This is a genomic window from Tsuneonella mangrovi (assembly GCF_002269345.1).
In the GTDB taxonomy this organism is placed as follows: domain Bacteria; phylum Pseudomonadota; class Alphaproteobacteria; order Sphingomonadales; family Sphingomonadaceae; genus Tsuneonella; species Tsuneonella mangrovi.
Genome location: NZ_CP022889.1, coordinates 2510690 through 2528417 on the forward strand (window position 1 = coordinate 2510690; position 17728 = coordinate 2528417).

15 protein-coding genes and 1 other RNA gene are annotated in these 17728 nt (G+C 64.3%); 10 read left to right on the top strand and 6 right to left on the bottom strand.

The annotated features are described in order from the left end of the window. Both CJO11_RS12190 and rnpB read left to right on the top strand, forming a co-directional pair. On the top strand, positions 1 to 366 hold the full coding sequence (locus CJO11_RS12190; protein WP_095012945.1) for a carboxymuconolactone decarboxylase family protein: 366 nt from the start codon (positions 1 to 3) through the stop codon (positions 364 to 366). Positions 367 to 416: 50 nt separating this feature from the next. Then, positions 417 to 838: RNase P RNA component class A (rnpB, locus tag CJO11_RS12195), an RNA gene on the top strand. A 9-nt stretch (positions 839 to 847) separates the two neighbouring features. Here the strand turns inward: rnpB and CJO11_RS12200 are convergent. Further along, a complete protein-coding gene (locus CJO11_RS12200) occupies positions 848 to 1603 on the bottom strand; it encodes a metallophosphoesterase family protein (protein ID WP_338064643.1) in 756 nt (251 codons plus the stop codon). Positions 1604 to 1936: 333 nt separating this feature from the next. On the opposite strand from CJO11_RS12200, the gene CJO11_RS12205 reads away from it, so the two are divergent. From CJO11_RS12205 to nhaD, 3 genes are all read left to right on the top strand, one after another. Next, positions 1937 to 2899, top strand: a complete 963-nt coding sequence (locus tag CJO11_RS12205; RefSeq protein ID WP_240504493.1) for a TorF family putative porin — start codon at positions 1937 to 1939, stop codon at positions 2897 to 2899. 120 nt (positions 2900 to 3019) lie between these two features. Beyond that, entirely contained in the window at positions 3020 to 3457 is a 438-nt protein-coding gene (locus tag CJO11_RS12210; protein WP_095012947.1) for a VOC family protein, read from the top strand. A gap of 64 nt (positions 3458 to 3521) precedes the next feature. Continuing rightward, positions 3522 to 4832 (top strand): sodium:proton antiporter NhaD, encoded by a 1311-nt coding sequence (gene nhaD / locus CJO11_RS12215; RefSeq protein WP_095012948.1) that lies wholly within the window; start codon positions 3522 to 3524, stop codon positions 4830 to 4832. Positions 4833 to 4847: 15 nt separating this feature from the next. Here nhaD and CJO11_RS12220 read toward each other — a convergent pair whose 3' ends face one another. Next, complete coding sequence (locus tag CJO11_RS12220; protein WP_095013401.1) at positions 4848 to 6122, bottom strand: phospholipid carrier-dependent glycosyltransferase; 1275 nt, start codon at positions 6120 to 6122, stop codon at positions 4848 to 4850. A gap of 174 nt (positions 6123 to 6296) precedes the next feature. Here CJO11_RS12220 and CJO11_RS12225 point away from each other — a divergent pair, with 174 nt between their 5' ends. The 4 genes from CJO11_RS12225 to apaG all read left to right on the top strand — a co-directional run bounded on the left by CJO11_RS12225 (position 6297) and on the right by apaG (position 8764). Continuing rightward, on the top strand, positions 6297 to 6518 hold the full coding sequence (locus CJO11_RS12225) for a hypothetical protein (RefSeq protein ID WP_095012949.1): 222 nt from the start codon (positions 6297 to 6299) through the stop codon (positions 6516 to 6518). A gap of 175 nt (positions 6519 to 6693) precedes the next feature. Beyond that, entirely contained in the window at positions 6694 to 6912 is a 219-nt protein-coding gene (locus CJO11_RS12230; protein WP_150125029.1) for a hypothetical protein, read from the top strand. Positions 6913 to 7083: 171 nt separating this feature from the next. After that, the gene (locus CJO11_RS12235) at positions 7084 to 8292 is read left to right on the top strand and encodes a trans-sulfuration enzyme family protein (RefSeq protein ID WP_095012951.1); all 1209 of its coding nucleotides are present in this window, start codon (positions 7084 to 7086) and stop codon (positions 8290 to 8292) included. A 73-nt stretch (positions 8293 to 8365) separates the two neighbouring features. Continuing rightward, on the top strand, positions 8366 to 8764 hold the full coding sequence (apaG, locus tag CJO11_RS12240; RefSeq protein WP_095012952.1) for a Co2+/Mg2+ efflux protein ApaG: 399 nt from the start codon (positions 8366 to 8368) through the stop codon (positions 8762 to 8764). Positions 8765 to 8768: 4 nt separating this feature from the next. Here the strand turns inward: apaG and CJO11_RS12245 are convergent, their stop codons facing one another. Together CJO11_RS12245 and CJO11_RS12250 are read right to left on the bottom strand one after the other, a co-directional pair. After that, positions 8769 to 10262: a Ppx/GppA family phosphatase gene (locus CJO11_RS12245; protein WP_169829196.1), complete on the bottom strand. Its 1494-nt coding sequence runs from the start codon at positions 10260 to 10262 to the stop codon at positions 8769 to 8771. After that, complete coding sequence (locus CJO11_RS12250) at positions 10259 to 12436, bottom strand: RNA degradosome polyphosphate kinase (protein ID WP_095012954.1); 2178 nt, start codon at positions 12434 to 12436, stop codon at positions 10259 to 10261. Before CJO11_RS12250 ends, CJO11_RS12245 begins: the two co-directional genes overlap by 4 nt. 134 nt (positions 12437 to 12570) lie before the next feature. On the opposite strand from CJO11_RS12250, the gene CJO11_RS12255 reads away from it, so the two are divergent. Continuing rightward, entirely contained in the window at positions 12571 to 13362 is a 792-nt protein-coding gene (locus CJO11_RS12255; protein ID WP_095012955.1) for a LysR family transcriptional regulator, read from the top strand. A 9-nt stretch (positions 13363 to 13371) separates the two neighbouring features. On the opposite strand, the gene CJO11_RS12260 is transcribed toward CJO11_RS12255, so the two are convergent. Both CJO11_RS12260 and CJO11_RS12265 read right to left on the bottom strand, forming a co-directional pair. Then, positions 13372 to 16794 (bottom strand): AAA family ATPase, encoded by a 3423-nt coding sequence (locus tag CJO11_RS12260; protein ID WP_095012956.1) that lies wholly within the window; start codon positions 16792 to 16794, stop codon positions 13372 to 13374. Positions 16795 to 16824: 30 nt separating this feature from the next. Next, complete coding sequence (locus tag CJO11_RS12265) at positions 16825 to 17604, bottom strand: thioredoxin domain-containing protein (RefSeq protein ID WP_095012957.1); 780 nt, start codon at positions 17602 to 17604, stop codon at positions 16825 to 16827. Positions 17605 to 17728 lie beyond the last annotated feature (124 nt).

The window sequence follows — 17728 nt, forward strand, 5'->3', positions numbered from 1 at the left end:
ATGTCGCATACCGAATTCAAGGATTGGCCCGCGATGGCCGCTAACCTGATCCCCGCGATCAAGGAGCTGCACAAGGGTGCACCGGGGGTGATGAAGGCGTTCCGCGAAATGGGGGCTGCAGCCCACGAAGGCGGTGCTCTCGACGCCAAGACGAAGGAACTGATGGCGCTGGCGATCGCGGTTGCGACCCGCTGCGACCCGTGCATCACCTATCACGTCGAGGGCGCACGCAAGCACGGCGCGAACCGGGCCGAGATCGCCGAAACGATGGGGATGGCGGTCTACATGGGGGCCGGCCCCAGCGCGATGTATGCAGCGCAAGCGCTGGAGGCATACGACCAGTATGCCGACAAGGCCGCTGGCTGAATCGCGCCTATGCTTTCCTAACCGTCGATCAATCCCTATATGCGCCCATGCCAGGGGGCCGGGCAGCCGCGTGCGAGGTAACTCGTTCGAGGAAAGTCCGGGCTCCACGAAGCAAGGGTGGCGGGTAACGCCCGCCGCGCCCCGGACTCGATCCGGGGGCAGGGAAAGTGCCACAGAGAGTATACCGCCGATGGCGCCTAAAGCGCACAGGCAAGGGTGAAAGGGTGCGGTAAAAGCGCACCGGGGGGCCGGTAACGGTCTCCGCATGGCAAACCCCACCCGGAGCAAGGCCGAATAGGGGCGGCGCGCTCCCGCGAAAGCGGGGGCAGGTCTGTTTCGGACCCGACCGCCCGGGTTGGCTGCTTGAGCGCACGGAGCAATCCGTCGCCGAGATGAATGGCTGCCCCCGCGGCGCAGGTCGGCAACGAAACCGGCTGCGGGACAGAACCCGGCTTACAGGCCCCCTGGCACTTTGAACGGATCAGGCAAGCGCGGCAGTCTCGATCGTGATCGCCCCGTCATCACCGGCGACCGCCTGGATCGTGTGGCGGTTCTCGCCTTCGAGAACGAGCGCGGTCAGACGTCCATAGCGGTATGCCCCGGTGTCGACCCCGATCCGGTTGCTGCGCGCATCGACGTCGGGGCTGATCGTGTGGCCGTGAACGACGACGTGTTCGTGTGGAGCATCGTATTCGATGAACTGCTCGCGGATCCACAGCAGGTGGTGACGTTGCTGCTCTTCGAGCGGCACGTTCGGAGCGACCCCTGCGTGGACGAACAGGTAGTCGCCGGCGATGTGGTAGTCCTGGAAGCTTTCGAGGAACGCGCGATCTTCTGCCGGGACCACTTGGTTCATGATTGCTTGCAGTTCGTCCAGCGTCGCTTCGTCGTAAGTCGATCGTTCGACCCCGTAGCTCAGCACCGTGTCGCGCCCGCCGTGTCGCAGGAAATGGCGGAGCATCCCGGTATCCTCGAACGCAGCGAGGAACATCTCCTCGTGGTTGCCCGCGAGAATGGTCGTCTTGCGCTCGGCCTGGAGCTTGCGTGCTCGCGCAACGACTCCGGCGCTGTCCGGGCCGCGGTCGACCAGGTCGCCGAGCAGCACGACCTGGGAGTGCGCCGGCTCGCGCGCCGCATCGTCGGCAGCAATCGCCTCAAGCAGTGCGTCGAACAGCGCCAGTTCGCCGTGGACATCGCCGATCGCATAATAGCGCTCGCCCGCCGGTACCCGCGCCAACGGAGCAGGCGGCGGCTCGGAGCGGAACAGTCGGCGAAGGGGTGCAAGCATTCCAGTCGGCCCAAGATTGATGGCTGCGCAATTTCGCGCGTGGAGCGCGGCATAGGGGACAGGATATTGGCCCGCAATGCCTGAACCCCGGTTGAGCGGACCAACTGATGCTCAAAATCAACACCTATGCCAGCTTTATGACGCAGTATGACATTTATCTTGTGCAATGCAGCACGCGGCGGCACATTCATTGCGCATTTGCCGTAGCGCCGCGCACACAAACGACGCGGAGCACGGTGGATACGCAGGCAGGGACGAGGCACAAACTTAAAGGAGTTTGCCATGCTCACGTCCATTCGCGGCCTAGCCGCAGCTACTATTCTTTCCACTTCCGCATTCCTCGCCACGCCCGCCTTGGCGAACGATGGCGGCCAAGCACTGGTCGACACGACGTCGGCTGATGCCGCGCCGCAAACCGAGGCTTCAATCGTCCCGGTGACCGTTGCGGGCAACACGATCGACATCGCAGCGCTCGATTCGACTCCTGCCGTCGAAGCTCCGGCTGCAACCAGCGGCCCGATCATGCGCACCAGCCAACCGGTCGATGAAGCCAACCTCGCCGGTGGCAGCGGCCTGACCGTGTCGGGCAGCGTTACCCTGGTGACCGACTATCGCTTCCGCGGTGTGTCGCTTTCGGGCGGCGATCCGGCGATCCAGGGCGGCATCACCATCACCCATGACAGCGGCCTGTACATCGGCACGTGGTCGTCCTCGATCGCTGGCGGCGCGGCCTACGGCGAGCAGGAGCTCGACCTGTTCGGCGGTTGGAGCGGCGGCATCACCGATGGCTTCAGCCTCGATGTCGGTCTGCTCTACTACGTCTACCCGACTAACGACACCGGGTTCGACGTCGACTACTGGGAGCCTTATGCGACGGTCAGCACCACGCTTGGTCCGGTCGATTTCTCGCTCGGCGTGAACTACGCGTGGGATCAGAGCTCGCTTGGTAACGACAACAACTTCTACGTCCACGGCGAACTGGGAACTTCGATCCCGAACACACCGATCTCGCTCTCGGCGCACCTCGGTTATACCGACGGCGCGCTGGCTGCCGACTTTGTCAGCGGATTGAGCACCAGTCGCAGCTCGTGGGACTGGTCGGTGGGCGCAAGCGCCACCGTCCTCAGCAAGCTCGAAATCGGTGTGTCGTACATTGGCGTCGAAGCGCCGGCGGTGAAAGCCGCAGGTCTCGACAACGGCTTCACCAACGGAACAGTGGTCGGAACTCTCGGCCTCAGTTTCTGAGTCCGGCCGCACCGTTACAACGGGGGGAACGGGGGGCCATTGCGCCCCCCGTATTTTGTTTGGGGTCTTGTGTTTGACCGCCTCCCGCTGCGATGAGGGCGGCTAATACGGAGACAACCGATGGTCAAATACCTGCATTCGATGATTCGCGTGACCGATCCCGACGCGACGGTGGCGTTCTTCAACCTGATCGGCTTGCAGGAAGTGCGCCGGTTCGAGGTCGAGGCCGGGCGTTTTACCCTCATCTTCCTTGCCGCTCCCGGGCAGGAAGGGGTGGCCGAGGTCGAGTTGACCTACAACTGGCCCCCGGAAGACGGGTCGGGCGGCGAAGACTACGATGGTGGGCGCAACTTCGGGCACCTCGCCTACCGCGTCGATGACATTTACGAGACCTGCCAGCGGCTTGCCGATGCAGGCCACACCATTCACCGGCCGCCGCGTGACGGGCACATGGCGTTCGTGAAATCGCCTGACGGCATTTCGATCGAGCTCCTCCAGGAAGGCAACCTGCCGCCGAAGGAGCCATGGGCGAGCATGGAAAACACCGGAAGCTGGTGACGAAGCGCCGGACGCGCTCCGGTTCCGCTGGCCAAGATCGGGCGAATTTGCGAAGGGCGCGGCCATGATTACCGCGCTCGTCCTGATCTTCATCGTCGCTTACGTGTTCATCGCACTCGAAGAGCCGACCGGCATCAACAAGTCGGCCGCCGCCCTGATCGGGGCAGGGCTACTTTGGACGGTCTACGCCCTCTCGTCGGGCCATCCGGCGCTGGTCGACGAAGAACTGTCCGAATCGCTGGTCAACACCGCACAGATCGCATTCTTCCTGCTCGGGGCGATGACGGTGGTCGAAGTGGTCGATGCACACGACGGATTCACCGTCATTACCTCGCGGCTGAAAGCGCAATCGCTGGCCTCGCTGGTGTGGTTCGTTTCGCTGGTGACGTTCTTCCTCTCGGCTGCGCTCGACAATCTCACGACGACGATCGTGATGGTCTCGCTCGTTCGCAAACTGCTGAGGGAGCGCAACGATCGGTTGATCGTGATCGGGATGGTGGTGATTGCGGCCAACGCCGGCGGAGCATGGTCGCCGATCGGCGATGTAACCACCACGATGCTGTGGATCGGCGGGCAGGTGACCACCACCGCGATCGTGACCAAGCTGATCCTGCCGAGCCTTGCCAACATGCTCGTGCCGCTGGCTATCGTGGGTTATTCGCTCCGCGGCAAGCCGGTGCTCGCGCCCGAAGCGGCACCTGCCGATGCTACGTTCGAGCAGGCGCCTGAGACACCGGCGTTCGAGCGCAATGTGATGTTCGCGCTCGGGCTTGGCACGCTTCTCGCAGTCCCGGTGTTCAAGGCGGTGACCCACCTGCCGCCGTTCCTGGGCATCCTTTTCGGCCTTGGCATTGTGTGGACGGTGGGCGACCTGCTCCATCGCGACAAGCCGTGGCGCGAGAAACAGCACGTCACGATTGCCCACGCGCTGACCCGGATCGACATGAGCGCGATCACCTTCTTCATCGGCATCCTGCTCGCGGTGGCTACGCTCGAACATGCTGGCGTTCTAGCCGACGTGGCGATGTGGCTCGATGCCAAGATCGGTCGACTCGATGTGATCGTGATGGTGTTCGGTGCAGTCAGCGCGATCGTCGACAACGTGCCGATGGTGGCGGCCGCAATGGGCATGTATCCGATGGCGAGCTATCCGCAGGACAGCTTCCTGTGGGAATTCATGGCCTATTGCGCGGGCACTGGCGGCTCGATCCTGATCATCGGTTCGGCGGCTGGCGTCGCGGCGATGGGCATGGAGCGGATCGATTTCATCTGGTACCTGCGCAAGTTCAGCTTGCTGGCGATTGTCGGCTATCTCGCGGGGGCCGCGATCTATCTCGTCGAGACGGAGATGCTCTCGCGGATCTTTGGTGCCTAACGCGCGTCGGAGAGGCTAGCGCCAGCTGTAGAGCCACATCCAGTGAATGTATGACGGGCGCCCATCGTGGAGCCCGGCAGCGCTGATGATCGGGTAGAACCACACGAAAATACCGCACGAAGCTGCAAGGAACAGCACCGGTACCCAACGCCAACCGCGCCGCCACAATTCGTCGAGCGCCAGCGCCAGTCCGGCAAACAGCGCCAGCGACGGTGCGAGGTAGTGGTAGAAGAACTGGATCGGCTTGGGTGCGATGACCCAGAACCCGATCGCGAAAATGTAGAGGATTGCTGCCGCCAGCGCGTCCCATCGCCCGCGTACGCCGGCCCAAAGGCACCAGAAGAAAGCCACCAGGCCTGTGATCATCGTCAGCGGGTTGCCGATCATGATCACGCCGCGCTGCACGCCGTCAATCGGGCGATAGAGATACCAGATCCCGCGCAGGTCGAGCGCCCACTGCCACCAGCGCGTGTTATACGGATGCGGCTTGATGACGCTTTCCTGCAGCGCCAGCATGGTGTGCTGGTAGGCGAAAAAGCCGCCCGGCTTGAGCGGGTTCACGCTGAAGAAATAGGCAGGAGCGAAGGTCGCCCAATAGACCAGCAACGGCAACACGCCGAGCCACAACGCGGCTTCGAGCAGGGTCACTCCGGGCACCGGCGGTCCTCTCCTGCTCCACACGAAACGCCACCCGGTCGCGCGCAGGCGCCAGGCGAAAAACGTGAGGCCAGGCACCAGCGCCAGCGGCACCGCGTTCCACTTGGTGCCCATCGCCACCCCGATGGCGATGCCTCCCGCGATCATGTATCGGCGGCCGTGTTCGGGCTCGCGCACGGCCTTTGCGAACATCCAGAACGATGTCGCCAGCGCGGCGAGCATGTAAGCGTCGAGCATCGCGATCTGCGATTGGACGAACAGCATGAAGCCACTTGCCAGCAGAACGCCATAGGAGATCGTCGCGAAGCGGCTGAGCGAAGCAAACCACAGCGCGCGCATACAGGCGAAGAATGTCAGGGTTCCCGCCAGCGCCGACCCGATTCGCCAGCCAAGCGGGTTGTCGCCCAGCGCCCACATGCCCAGCGCGATCATTTCCTTGCCGAACATCGGGTGCTCGCGATTGATCCATTTGTGCATCGCAAGCAGCTCGCGTGCAGCGGGCAGGTAGTGGATTTCGTCGAAGTAGGTCGTGCTCGGCACCGTCAGTCGGACGAGGCATAACCCGAGGAACGCCGCAGTCATGGCCACGCACCAGGCGATCGGATCGCGGGGCTGCGGTGGCGGATGGTTCATCGGCGCGGCCATTACGTTCGAGCGACAAAACGCGCAAGATGTGGCGGGAATGCGACAGCGCGATTGATGCAGCCATTTTCGGTGGTTGCGATGGCCGGGCAGTTCGCATACCGCAAGCCACAGCTCCGGTGGGTGGCAAGACGCCGCCCGACCATGACCTGAGGGAACAACTGCATGAATTTCCGCAAACTGGCCCTTGCGACTGCTGCGATGACGCTGGTGGTAGCTCCCATTTCGGCACAGGCGGCTTCGCCGCAACGCGCCAGCGCTCCGGCCCCGAAGCCGACCAAGCTGCTCGGCAACAATTCGATGATGCTTGTCTTCCTTACGATCGCGGTCACCGCTGGAGCGATCGTGCTTGCGACAAGCAACAATCTCGATCCTGCCAGCCCTTAGGCGGCAAATCGTTGCGTGATTGCGACAGGTTGGCTGGTTCGCGCGACAAGCGGAGGGTGCGTGGTTGCGCCCCAATTCGCGATATACTACGGCCAATTGGAAACATTATTGTGATTCGTGCATTGTTTACCGGAAGGGCATTTTGTACGAAGCCAATTCGAAAGGGGAATTTTGCATGATCATTCGTAAGCTTGGCCTCGCGTCTGCCGCCGCAGCGCTCGCCATGGTCCCTGTCGCCGCACAGGCTGCCGACACTTCACGCGCTTCGGCTCCGGCCAAGGCCAGCAACAAGATGGCTGGTACGCCTACGGTTGCTCTGGGCGTTGCTTTGGCAATCGCGATCGGCGCTATCGTCATTGCGACGGCCGGTAGCAGCCAGCCGACCAGCCCGTAGTTGCGCCGGTCCGTCAGGACCGCCGATATTGATCACTCGAACGGGGTCCCTCTCGGGGCCCCGTTTGCGTGTGCAAGGTGTAAATTCGCGTATCATCCCGCTTGAGCTTTGCCGATGCAAAGTCCTTTTTGATTGCGCGAACTGCCTGGCTGCGCAATGCGCTGGTCCGCTATGAAGAAGACTACCGGGACCGACCGTTCGATAACCTCCCGCTGGCGCCCGGCGACGCGCGCGGTTCGCGGCGGAACCTGGCGTAGCGAGCACGGCGAGACCAGCGAGTCGTTGTTCCTGACCAGCGGGTATACCTACGACGATGCTGCGACCGTCGCCGCGCGCTTCGCCGGCGAAGCCGACGGAATGACCTATTCACGGCTTCAGAACCCGACCGTGGCGATGCTGGAAGAGCGGATCGCGCTGATGGAGGGGGCTGAAGCGTGCCGTGCGCAGGCCAGCGGGATGGCGGCGATGACGGCTGCCCTGCTGTGCCAGCTTTCGACAGGTGACCATATCGTTGCCGCGCGCGCTGCGTTCGGATCGTGCCGCTGGCTGGTCGATAGCCTGCTGCCGCGTTTCGGGATCGAAGCTACCGTGATCGACAGCGCGGTCGATGATGAGTGGGAGCAGGCGATCCGGCCGAACACCAAGGTGTTTTTCTTCGAGACCCCTGCGAACCCGACGCTCGACGTGGTCAACCTGCAGCACGTCTGCGATCTCGCGCGTTCGCACGGGATCGTCACCGTGGTCGACAACGCGTTTGCGACAAGCGCGCTCCAGCGACCGCTCGATTTCGGTGCCGACGTTGTCGCTTACAGCGCGACAAAGATGATGGATGGGCAGGGACGTGTCCTCGCCGGGGCGGTATGCGGCTCGCAGCAGTGGATTGACGAGGTGCTGCTGCCGTTCCAACGCAACACCGGGCCGAACCTGTCGCCGTTCAGCGCTTGGGTGGTGCTCAAGGGTCTCGAGACGCTCGAGCTTCGCGCGATGCGCCAGAGCGAGAATGCTCTCGAATTGGGCCGTTTCATCGAGCCGCGGGTTGCGGGAATGCGCCACCCCGGACTGCCAAGCCATCCACGCCATGACTTGGCGATGCAGCAGATGACCGCGGCCGGTCCGATTTTTGCGTTCGAGGTGCCCGGTGGACGGGCGCAGGCCTTCGCCTTGCTCGATGCGCTCGAGCTGGTGGATATTTCGAACAATATCGGCGATTCGCGCAGCCTGATGTGTCACCCGGCCAGCACGACCCATGCCAGTATGACCGAAGAGGCCCGTGCAGAGATGGGCGTGACAGAGGGTTTGCTGCGGATCAACGTCGGCCTCGAGGATATCGAGGACGTCAAGGAAGACCTCGACCGGGCACTGACTGCCGCCGGACTTTGATCCCGACCATCCGGCAAACGACCGGGATCGCGGATTGCGCCCGCGCCGTCCGCTCGCTAGGTTAACGCTTGCAATGAAACAGCTGTTCCAGCACGCCGCAAACACCGATGGCATCGCCGTCAGGGTCGCCGTCAACTTCCTTCCCGAGCAATCCCGCCCGCAAGACGGTAAGTGGTTCTGGGTCTATCATATCCGGATCGAGAACCATCGGCACGAGCGGGTGCAGCTGATTTCGCGGCATTGGCGGATCACCGACGCGCGCGGGATGGTCAACATCGTCGACGGTGAGGGCGTGGTTGGGGAAAAGCCGGTTCTCGAACCGGGCCAGAGCCACGACTATGTGTCGGGCTGCCCGCTAACCACTCCGCATGGATCGATGGAAGGATTCTACACCTTCCACCGTGAAGGCGGCGAACCGCTCGAAGTGCGCATTCCGTTCTTCCCGCTTGCAGCCCCCGCGACAGCGGGCTGACCTCTCAGCCGGGCATACGCTCGCTGATTTCCAGCTTCGTCGGACAATCGAACCAGCTGCCGAGCAGTGCCAGGTCCTTGCGCACCGCTTCGCCGGCAATCGGGGCCCGCTCGGGCGTGACGGTGAGCGCGATTCCCTTCTTGCCCCGTTCTACCGAACTGCCGAGCGCTGAACTTGCGTTGCCGATATCCATCCGCCGGGCCAGCCGGATGGCGATGCCCCAGCCGAGTGCTTCGCGCAGTTCAGTTTCGCTCGCGAGGCTCAACAAGTCGTCGGGATAGTCCTTGCGCCCGCAGCTGCCGAGCAGTGCGGCGGCGAGCATCGCCCGTCCTGCCGGATCGACCCCGACCCAGCGCTTGTCGAGTGCCCATTCTCGGGCTTGGTCTTGCCGGCGATTGGGTTCGAGCCGTGCCAGCGCCAGTGCCAACATCGCTGCGGTGAGCCTCAACCGTTCGCTTCCCTTGCCGTTGCCGTTGGCCAGCGGGGCGGTCCATGCAGCGATCCTCGCCGCCTCGGTTATCGTTCCCTCGCGCGGATCGGCAAAAGCGATTGCCCCGGCGATCAACGGGTCCTTTTCTCGCTCGACATCGGACAGGGTGTCGAACAGCAGGCCCTCGCGTAAGCCCCAGCTGGAGAATACCAGCCCGTCGGGCTTGAGCGTTGCCAGCATGATCTTGAGCAAGGCAGCTGCGTCGGGCAGCGCGGCAGCGCGCGTCGAAGCTATCCCCGGGATCGCGGCAAGCTTGTCCGGTGCAGTGCGTGAAACTTTCTTGGCCAGCAGCATGGCCTCGTCTGCGGGCAGCGAAAAGCCGTGCGGGTCGGTCAGTGGGATGCGCGCAGTTCGCATCGCGTAGGCCGCAAAGGCTCGCCAAGTCCCGCCGACGCAATAGAGCGGCCCTTCGTGCTCGGTTGCCCAGTCGGCTTTCTTCAGTGCCTGGCCAACCGCGCGTTTGAACGCGTCTGGCCCCTTTGCGCGCAGATCTGGCAGGCGCAAGGTTCCGAACGGCAGGCTCACGCCGTGGTGGCTCTTGTCGCCCTCGATCGAGATCAGTTCGAGACTACCGCCGCCGAGGTCGGCGACGACGCCATGCGCTCCGGGAAATGCCCCGATCACGCCGTTGGCCGAAATGCGCGCCTCTTCCTCTCCCGATAACAGGCGTGGTTCGAGCCCGATCGCTGCAACCTTCTTGAGGAAATCGCTGCCGTTGCTGGCATCGCGCACTGCCGCGGTCGCAACCGTCTGGACGTCGGTCACTCCGCGGTCGTCGAGCAGCAGGCGAAACCGCTCGAGTGCTGCCAGCGCCTGGTCCATCGACTTGGCGGGCATCGCGCCGGTCTCGCCGATATCGCGGCCGAGCCTTGCGGTTACCTTTTCGTTGTGAAGCACGACCGGGACGCGCGGCGGAGCGCCGTAAATCACCAGTCGGACGGTGTTCGAACCGATATCGATGACCGCGCGTATTTGCGCGCGTTCGCGGTCGCGGCGCTTCCTGCTCACCCGCCACCCCGGCGCAGGCTGAGCTTGGGTACCGAGCCGATGCCCGCTCCACCACGTCCGGAAAGCGACGGATTGCGCATGAAATAGTGGTGCAAGTTGAATCCTTCGTCGCCGCGGCTCGCCACTCGCGTGTAATCGCCCGAAGCATCGAGAGTCCAGCTACGCTCGGTGTCGAGCAGGTTGGCAAGCAGCACCTGGTCGAGCACCTGGCTGTGAACCGTGCGATTGCGCAGCGGAACCATCGCTTCGACGCGGCGATTGAGGTTGCGACTCATCGCGTCGGCGGAAGAAATCCACACCTTCGCGCGCGTGCTCGGAAGGCCATAGCCGTTGGCAAATGCCCAGATGCGCGAGTGTTCGAGAAATCGCCCGATGATCGATTTCACATGGATGTTTTCCGACAGGCCCGGCACACCTGGTTTGAGGCAGCAGATGCCGCGCACAACCAGCTCGATCTCCACCCCGGCCTGGCTGGCGGCGTAGAGCCGGTCGATCACACCCTTCTCGGTAATCGCATTGAGCTTTGCCCAGATCCCGCTCGGGCGACCTGCTTGCGCGTTGGCGATTTCCTTGTCGATCGCTTCGTAGAGCGTTTCACGCATGTCGATCGGCGAAATTGCCAGCGCTTCGGTCTTGCGCGGTTCGACATAGCCGGTGACGAAGTTGAACAGCTTGCCTGCATCGCGCGCGAGCTTGGGATCGGCGGTAAAATACGAAAGGTCGGTGTAGATGTTGGCAGTCACCGGGTGATAGTTGCCGGTCCCGAAATGGCAGTACGTGCGGATTCCGTCGTCTTCGCGGCGCACCACCATCGATACTTTGGCGTGGGTCTTCCATTCGGTGAAGCCATAGATCACCTGCACGCCCGCGCGCTCGAGTTCGGCGGCCCACTTGAGGTTCTGTTCCTCGTCGAAACGCGCCTTGAGTTCGACTACCGCAGTAACCGACTTGCCGTTTTCCGCCGCTGCGATCAGCGCGTTGATCACCGGGCTCTGGTTGCCCGCACGGTAGAGCGTTTGCTTGATCGACACGACCGCCGGATCGCGTGCGGCCTGGCGCAGAAAATCGACCACCACCTCGAAACTCTCGTAGGGGTGCTGGATGATGATGTCCTTCTCGCGGATCGCGGCGAAGCAATCGCCGTCATGCTCGAGAATCCGCTCGGGATAGCGAGGGCTGAAGGCCGCAAACTTGAGGTCCGGCCGGTCTTCCTCGACCACTTGGTCGAGGCCGCGCAAGCCGAGCATCCCGTCGGTCTTGATGACCATCGCTCCGTCGGCCGCCAGTTGCTCGCGCAGCAGGGCCTCGGCCTCCGCATCGCATTGCTGGTCGAGCTCAAGCAGCACCACGCGCCCGCGTCGCCGTCGCTGGATCGCAGTGCGGAAGTATCGGACGAGGTCTTCGGCCTCTTCCTCGATCTCGATGTCCGAATCGCGGATCACCCGGAACACCCCGTCGCCGACGATATCGAACCCGGGGAACAGCAACGTTGCAAAGCGACACACCAGGCTTTCGACCGCCACCCAGGTTGCCTCGTCTTCGCCCGGCAAGCGGACGAACCGGGGTACGCCCGCCGGTATCAGCACCATCTCGACCAGGCCTTCGCCATCGGACTTGCGCGTGAGGTGGAAAATCACCCCGATCCCGAGATTGGCAACGAACGGGAACGGGTGCGCGGGGTCGATCGCCTGCGGGGTCAGCACCGGCAGCAGGTGGTCTGCGAACCACTCGCGCAGCCATTTGATCTGGCTCGCCGCGATGCGTGCTTCATCGGCAATTCGGATACCTTGCGCGGCGAGGCGCGGGCGCAGGTCGGCGAGCGCGGCTTGCTGGCCGGCTTCCAGCTCAAGCACGACTTCGCGGATCGCAGCGAGCTGCTGAAGCGGTGTCTTGCCGTCGATCGAGGTTTTTGTGATGCCGCGCCGCGCTTGTCCCTCGAGCCCGGCAACGCGAATCATCATGAATTCGTCGAGGTTGGACCCGGAGATCGAGAGGAACCGCAAGCGTTCGAGCAGCGGGTAATCGGGATTGCGCGCTTCGGCGAGCACACGGCGATTGAATTCGAGCCAGCTCAGCTCCCGATTGAAGTATCGCGTAGCAGGGTCCACCTCGTCGACCGAATGAGCCTCATCGAACGGCGCTGATTGCAAGGGTGTGTCGGCCGGGCCGTCCATGGGGGTTTCGCAAAGGGTTGGAAATCAGGGTCTGCGCGGATCATGTTGCAACTGCGTTACGCTTAACGCAACCTCCAAGCGCACCGTTGAGATTGCCGGAATGGGCGCGATTGGCTATCGGGCCTCTTCCGACCATGAAGCGCACCCATTTGCCCTTGAACGCCTTGCGCGTATTCGATGCCGCTGCGCGTCACCTTTCGTTTACCCGTGCGGCGGACGAATTGGCGGTGACCCCGGCTGCCGTCGGTCAACAGATTCGTGCGCTCGAAGACCATCTCGGCACGGTTCTATTCCGCCGGACGAGCAAGGGCCTGGAGCTAACGGACGAGGGCGGTGCAGGGCTTGATGCCCTGCGCGAAGGGTTCCTCAAATTCGAGGAATCGGTCCAGGCGATGCAGGCGGGGCAAGCGAGCGATCGGTTCACGATTGCCTGTCCGCGCGAATTCTATGCGACGTGGCTCGCTCCGCGCCTGGCTTCGTATCGAGCGCAGAACGAAGGCGTTCGCTTCCAGCTGATCGCGGACGAAAACGCCGATTTCACCGAGACCAACCTCGATTTCGCGATCCGGCTGGTCGACGGGCCGGGCGATCTCGAAGGGATCGAACTGGCACCGGCGCGGCGCGTGATCGTAGCTGCTCCCGGCGCGCCCGACGAATGGATCGACTGGCCCGGCGCGCCGCTTCCCGATGGGGCAGATGCCAAGGTGCAGGCGGGCAATGCCGGCCAGGCGCTGTCGAGCGCGACTGCGGGGCTGGGCAAGGCGATGCTGCCATTCCTGCTGGTCGAGGAGGCGATTGAAGCGGGTCGATTGGAAGTACTCGAAGGCCCGGACCAGGGGCGACGTGCCTACTGGCTGGTCGCACCGACGCCGCAGTGGCGGCAGAAGAAGGTCAAGGCGCTGATCGCGTTCCTCAGCGGGGAGTAGCTTCAGGGCCTATTCGGCGGCCATCAGTTCGGCTTGCCCGAGATCGACGCTGACCAGGCGGCTGATACCCTTCTCGACCATCGTTACTCCGAACAACCGGTGCATCCGGCTCATCGTCACTGCGTTATGTGTCACGATCAGGTAGCGGGTCTGGGTCTCGGCAACCATCGAATCGAGCAGGTCGCAGAAGCGATCGATGTTGGCATCGTCGAGCGGCGCGTCGACTTCGTCGAGCACGCAGATCGGCGCGGGGTTGGTCAGGAACAGCGCGAAGATCAGCGCAGTTGCCGTCAGGGCCTGTTCGCCGCCCGAGAGCAAAGTGAGCGATTGCAGGCGCTTGCCAGGCGGTTGTGCGAAGATTTCGAGGCCGGCTTCGAGTGGATCGTCGCTGTCGATCAGCGCGAGGTGGGCTTCGCCGCCTTCGAACAGGCGGGTGAACAGGCGGCGGAAGTGGGTGTTCACTTCCTCGAACGCGGCACGCAGCCGCTCGCGCCCTTCGCGATTGAGGCTGCCGATCGATCCGCGCAGGCGAGCGACTGCTTCGGTCAGTTCGGCTTGCTCTTCGGCACTGGCACCATGTTCGGCCTCAATCCGTTCGAGCTCCTCCGCGGCGACGAGATTGACCGGCCCGATCCGTTCGCGGCTGGCGATCATCCGGTCGAGTTCTTCGGATTCGACGGGCGACTGCTTGACCGTTTCGTCATCGAACCCGAGCCGTTCGCCAAGCAGTTGCGGTGGGCACTGGAACCGTTCGCCGGAAACGCGCGCCATTTCCTCGCGGCGTTGCTCTTCGTTCTCGGCCCGGGCGGCGAGCCCGGCGCGGCCTTCACGGGCGGCGGCAAGCGCTTCGGTCGCGTCGGCCAGCGCACGATCAGCGGCTTGCGCGGTCTCGTTCGCTTTCGCGACCGCCTGTTCGGCTTCGGCAAGGTCTTCGGTCAGCCGCGCGCGAACGGTATCGCCTTGTTCGATCTCGCGCATCAACCCTTCGGGCTTGGCAGCAACGACCGCGCGCTCTTCTTCGATCTCTTCAAACCGGCGTGCCATTTCGCTCAGTCGGCGGGCGGCATCGCCCGAACGCGCTTTCCAGCTGGCGATATCGCTGCGCTGCGCGGCGGTGCGTTCGCGCGCGACTGCCAGCGCCTGATCGTGAGCGGCGAGCTCCGCCGTAGCCGCTTGCAGGGTCTCGCGCGCGGCCTCGCTCTTGGCTTGCGCCGCATCGCGCGCTGCCCGTCCGACATCGGGCGAAGGGAGCGCGGCGCGCTTGTCTTGCGCGGTGGCGAGTTCTGCTGCGGCGGTTTCGCGCTGTTCGGCAAGGTCAGTCGCGGCGGCTTCGAGCTCGCTGAGCCGCGCTGCGTGGCGTTCGCATGCCGCTTCTGCCTGGTCGAGCGCACGCAGCGCGTGGCGTTCCGCCTCGGCGGCATCCTGCATTGAACGCTCGTCGGCGACCAGTTCACGCTGGAGCGCGGCGAGTTCGTCTTGCGCGGTAGCGTGCGCCTTCTCCGCCTCCGCCGCGGCTTCACGGCGAGGCGACAGCTGGGCGGACAGCTCGACCAGTCGGTTTTCGGCTTCGAGGCGCGCTGCCTCCGCCGCCCCTTCGCCGCGCGCGACGAATCCGTCCCACCTGCGCAACGCACCGTTGCGTGTGACGAGCCATTCGCCCGGATCGAGCGCACGACCGTCGTCGCTCTCGGCAAAATGGACCAGCGCCAGTCGGGCTGCGAGTTGCGGGGGGCAATCGGTGACGTGTGCTGCAAGGCTGCCCGCAACCGGCGGCGGCGCGTCGGAACCGGTCCAGTAGCGGCCTTCGGCATCGTTCGAGGGAGCGCCGAGCGGAGCCCTCGCATCGCGCCCCAGCACGGCGGCGAGTGCGCGTTCATAGCCTGCCTCTGCGCGAACTTTGTCGAGCGCGGCGGGTAGGCCCTGACGGTTCGCCGCCTGCTTCGCGCGGGCTTGCCGGTCGCGTTCGAGTGCAGTGTGTTCGCGTTCCAGTCCGGCGAGTTCGGCGCGCGCGGAAGATAAAGCGTTTGCGGCCTCGTCGCGAGCGGCCTGTAGCGCTTCCTTGCGGGAGCGCTTGGTATCGAGCGCTTCCCTGAGGCTCTCGAGCCGCTCGCTCGCTTCGGTAGACGCGCGCTGTGCGGCTTCCACCGATGCGGCGGGATCGCCCGACGCGGTGAGCGAGGCACGCATTTCCACCTGTCGCCGCGCTTCGCTGTCGAGGCGCGCGAGACGGCTTTCCGCCTGAGCCACTTCGGCTTCGGCCACCCGCCACTCGGCTTCGACCCCGGCGTGTTGCGCGGTCGCGTTGGCAAGCGCCAGTTCGGCAGCGCGCGCGGCGCGGTCGGTATCTTCCAGCCTTGCGGCAAGCGCCGGGCGACGTTCCTGGTCGACGGCGAGTTTCGCCTCGCTTTCGGCCAGCTCCTTCTCCAACCGTGCGAGCGCTTCCGCGGCATCGCTGGTCAGCCGGTCGGCATCGCCGCGATCGGCCTCGAGCTGGGCCTTCTGCCGGTCGAGATCGGCAAGGCGCTGTTCGGCGGCTTCGAGCTGGCCGGTCAGCGCTGCCATCCGGTGTCCGTGCGCGCTGGCATCGTCGCGCCGGTCGGCGAGTTCATCGCGCACTTCTGCCAGCACACCGGCTGCTGCTGCCTGGGCCCTTTGTGCGGCGGTAACCCCGTCCTGCGCGGTGGCAACCCTGTCGTTGGCTCCTTGTGCTTCCTTGCGGGCGACTTCGGCGGCAGCGGCAGCGTCGCGCCAGCGGGCAAACAGCAGCCGCCCCTCGGCGACGCGAATCTGGTCCGAGAGCAGCTTGTAGCGTTCGGCCTGCTTGGCCTGGCGGCGCAGCGAAGCGATTTGGCTATCGAGCCCCGCCAACAAGTCTTCGAGCCGGGCGAGGTTGGCTTCGGTTTGGCGCAGCTTGCTCTCGGCATCGCGGCGGCGGACGTGAAGCCCAGCGATGCCGGCTGCTTCTTCAAGCATCATCCGCCGTTCGGTCGGCTTGGCGGCGATGACCTGCGCGATCTTGCCCTGGCTTACTAGCGCCGGGCTGTGCGCGCCGGTAGCCGCGTCGGCGAAGGTAAGCGAAACGTCTTTCGCGCGCACATCGCGTCCGTTGACGCGGTAGGCACTGCCCGCGCCGCGTTCGATCCGGCGGACAACCTCGAGTTCCTCGCCTTTGTCATCGAGCGCATCGAGTACGACTTCGGCGAAATCACGGGGCGGACGTTGCGCAGTCCCGGCGAAGATGACGTCGTCCATCCCGCCCGAACGCAAAGATTTGGGCGAATTTTCGCCCATCACCCAGCGGATGGCTTCGAGCAAGTTGGACTTGCCGCAACCGTTGGGGCCGACAACCCCGGTCAGGCCCGGCTCGATACGCAGCTCCGACGGCTCGACAAAGCTCTTGAAACCACTGAGCTTGAGCCGCCTGAACTGCATCGCCGCGTTATCCCCCCTTCAGACGCGCCGTTACCGGGCGCCGGCGCGTTGCAGCGCCGCTTCCAGTTCGGTCCATGGTTCCGCGCCGACGGTCAGCTCGAGATTTGCGCCATTGATCAGCAGCGTCGGTGTCGAATTGACTCCGTCGCTGCTGTACTTGTTCGAATTGTCGGCAACCTTCTGCGCGCGGTCGGTGTCGGCGAGGCACGAATTGGCCTGGTCGACCGAGAGACCGCGCTTGGCGAAGAAGTCGGTGTAGCCGAGCGCCTGGGAGATCGCGACAAACCGCTGTTTGGGCGGCAGGCTGCCCGCCGCCTGTGCCCGGTCTAGCGCGGCCTTGTCGTTGAGCACTTCGTTCATCTTGTCGAAGTTGGCGTAGATCTGCAGCATCAGCGGGAAGAACCGGTCCTTGCCGCCGCATTCTGCCAGAACGGTCAATGGAATGTCCTGCGGGTGGATCGCGAAACTGCGGAATTCCCAGCTGACCCGACCGCTATCGACGTATTTGTGGAGCAACGGATCGTCGCCTTCCTGAGCCAGTCGTGCGCAGTGCGGGCACGACAGCGAGCCGTATTCGACCAGCTTGATCGGCGCGTTCGGATTGCCGATTACGTAACCGCCCTGCGCGGTTTCGGCCACGGTGTCCGACCATTGCTGCCCGGCCGGCGGAGCGATCGGAGCGATCGCGCTCGCGCTCGACGGCGTGGTGGCAGCGGTCGTATCGTCCTTCTTTCCGCATCCAGCGACCGCCAGGGCTAGTGAGGCGGCAGCAAGCGTCAGGGCGGGGCGGCGAAGTGAAGTCAGAATCATACAGGTACTCTCGCGAATCTGCGGGTGGGCCAGGCTAAACCAGCCGTGCGGGACTGCGAAATTGCCGCCTCCGGGTATCCACAGTTGCGGACGGGACCGGAGAAAGCATTTCAGGGACGAAAAT

Bases quoted from the DNA above. Each gene is read 5' to 3' on its own strand.
- CJO11_RS12255 (WP_095012955.1), top strand. From the start codon at position 12,571: ATGAAGCGCACCCATTTGCCCTTGAACGCCTTGCGCGTATTCGATGCC.
- CJO11_RS12190 (WP_095012945.1), top strand. From the start codon at position 1: ATGTCGCATACCGAATTCAAGGATTGGCCCGCGATGGCCGCTAACCTG.
- CJO11_RS12250 (WP_095012954.1), bottom strand. From the start codon at position 12,436: ATGGACGGCCCGGCCGACACACCCTTGCAATCAGCGCCGTTCGATGAG.
- CJO11_RS12235 (WP_095012951.1), top strand. From the start codon at position 7,084: ATGAAGAAGACTACCGGGACCGACCGTTCGATAACCTCCCGCTGGCGC.
- CJO11_RS12230 (WP_150125029.1), top strand. From the start codon at position 6,694: ATGATCATTCGTAAGCTTGGCCTCGCGTCTGCCGCCGCAGCGCTCGCC.
- CJO11_RS12210 (WP_095012947.1), top strand. From the start codon at position 3,020: ATGGTCAAATACCTGCATTCGATGATTCGCGTGACCGATCCCGACGCG.
- nhaD (WP_095012948.1), top strand. From the start codon at position 3,522: ATGATTACCGCGCTCGTCCTGATCTTCATCGTCGCTTACGTGTTCATC.
- CJO11_RS12265 (WP_095012957.1), bottom strand. From the start codon at position 17,604: ATGATTCTGACTTCACTTCGCCGCCCCGCCCTGACGCTTGCTGCCGCC.
- CJO11_RS12225 (WP_095012949.1), top strand. From the start codon at position 6,297: ATGAATTTCCGCAAACTGGCCCTTGCGACTGCTGCGATGACGCTGGTG.
- apaG (WP_095012952.1), top strand. From the start codon at position 8,366: ATGAAACAGCTGTTCCAGCACGCCGCAAACACCGATGGCATCGCCGTC.
- CJO11_RS12205 (WP_240504493.1), top strand. From the start codon at position 1,937: ATGCTCACGTCCATTCGCGGCCTAGCCGCAGCTACTATTCTTTCCACT.
- CJO11_RS12220 (WP_095013401.1), bottom strand. From the start codon at position 6,122: ATGAACCATCCGCCACCGCAGCCCCGCGATCCGATCGCCTGGTGCGTG.
- CJO11_RS12260 (WP_095012956.1), bottom strand. From the start codon at position 16,794: ATGCAGTTCAGGCGGCTCAAGCTCAGTGGTTTCAAGAGCTTTGTCGAG.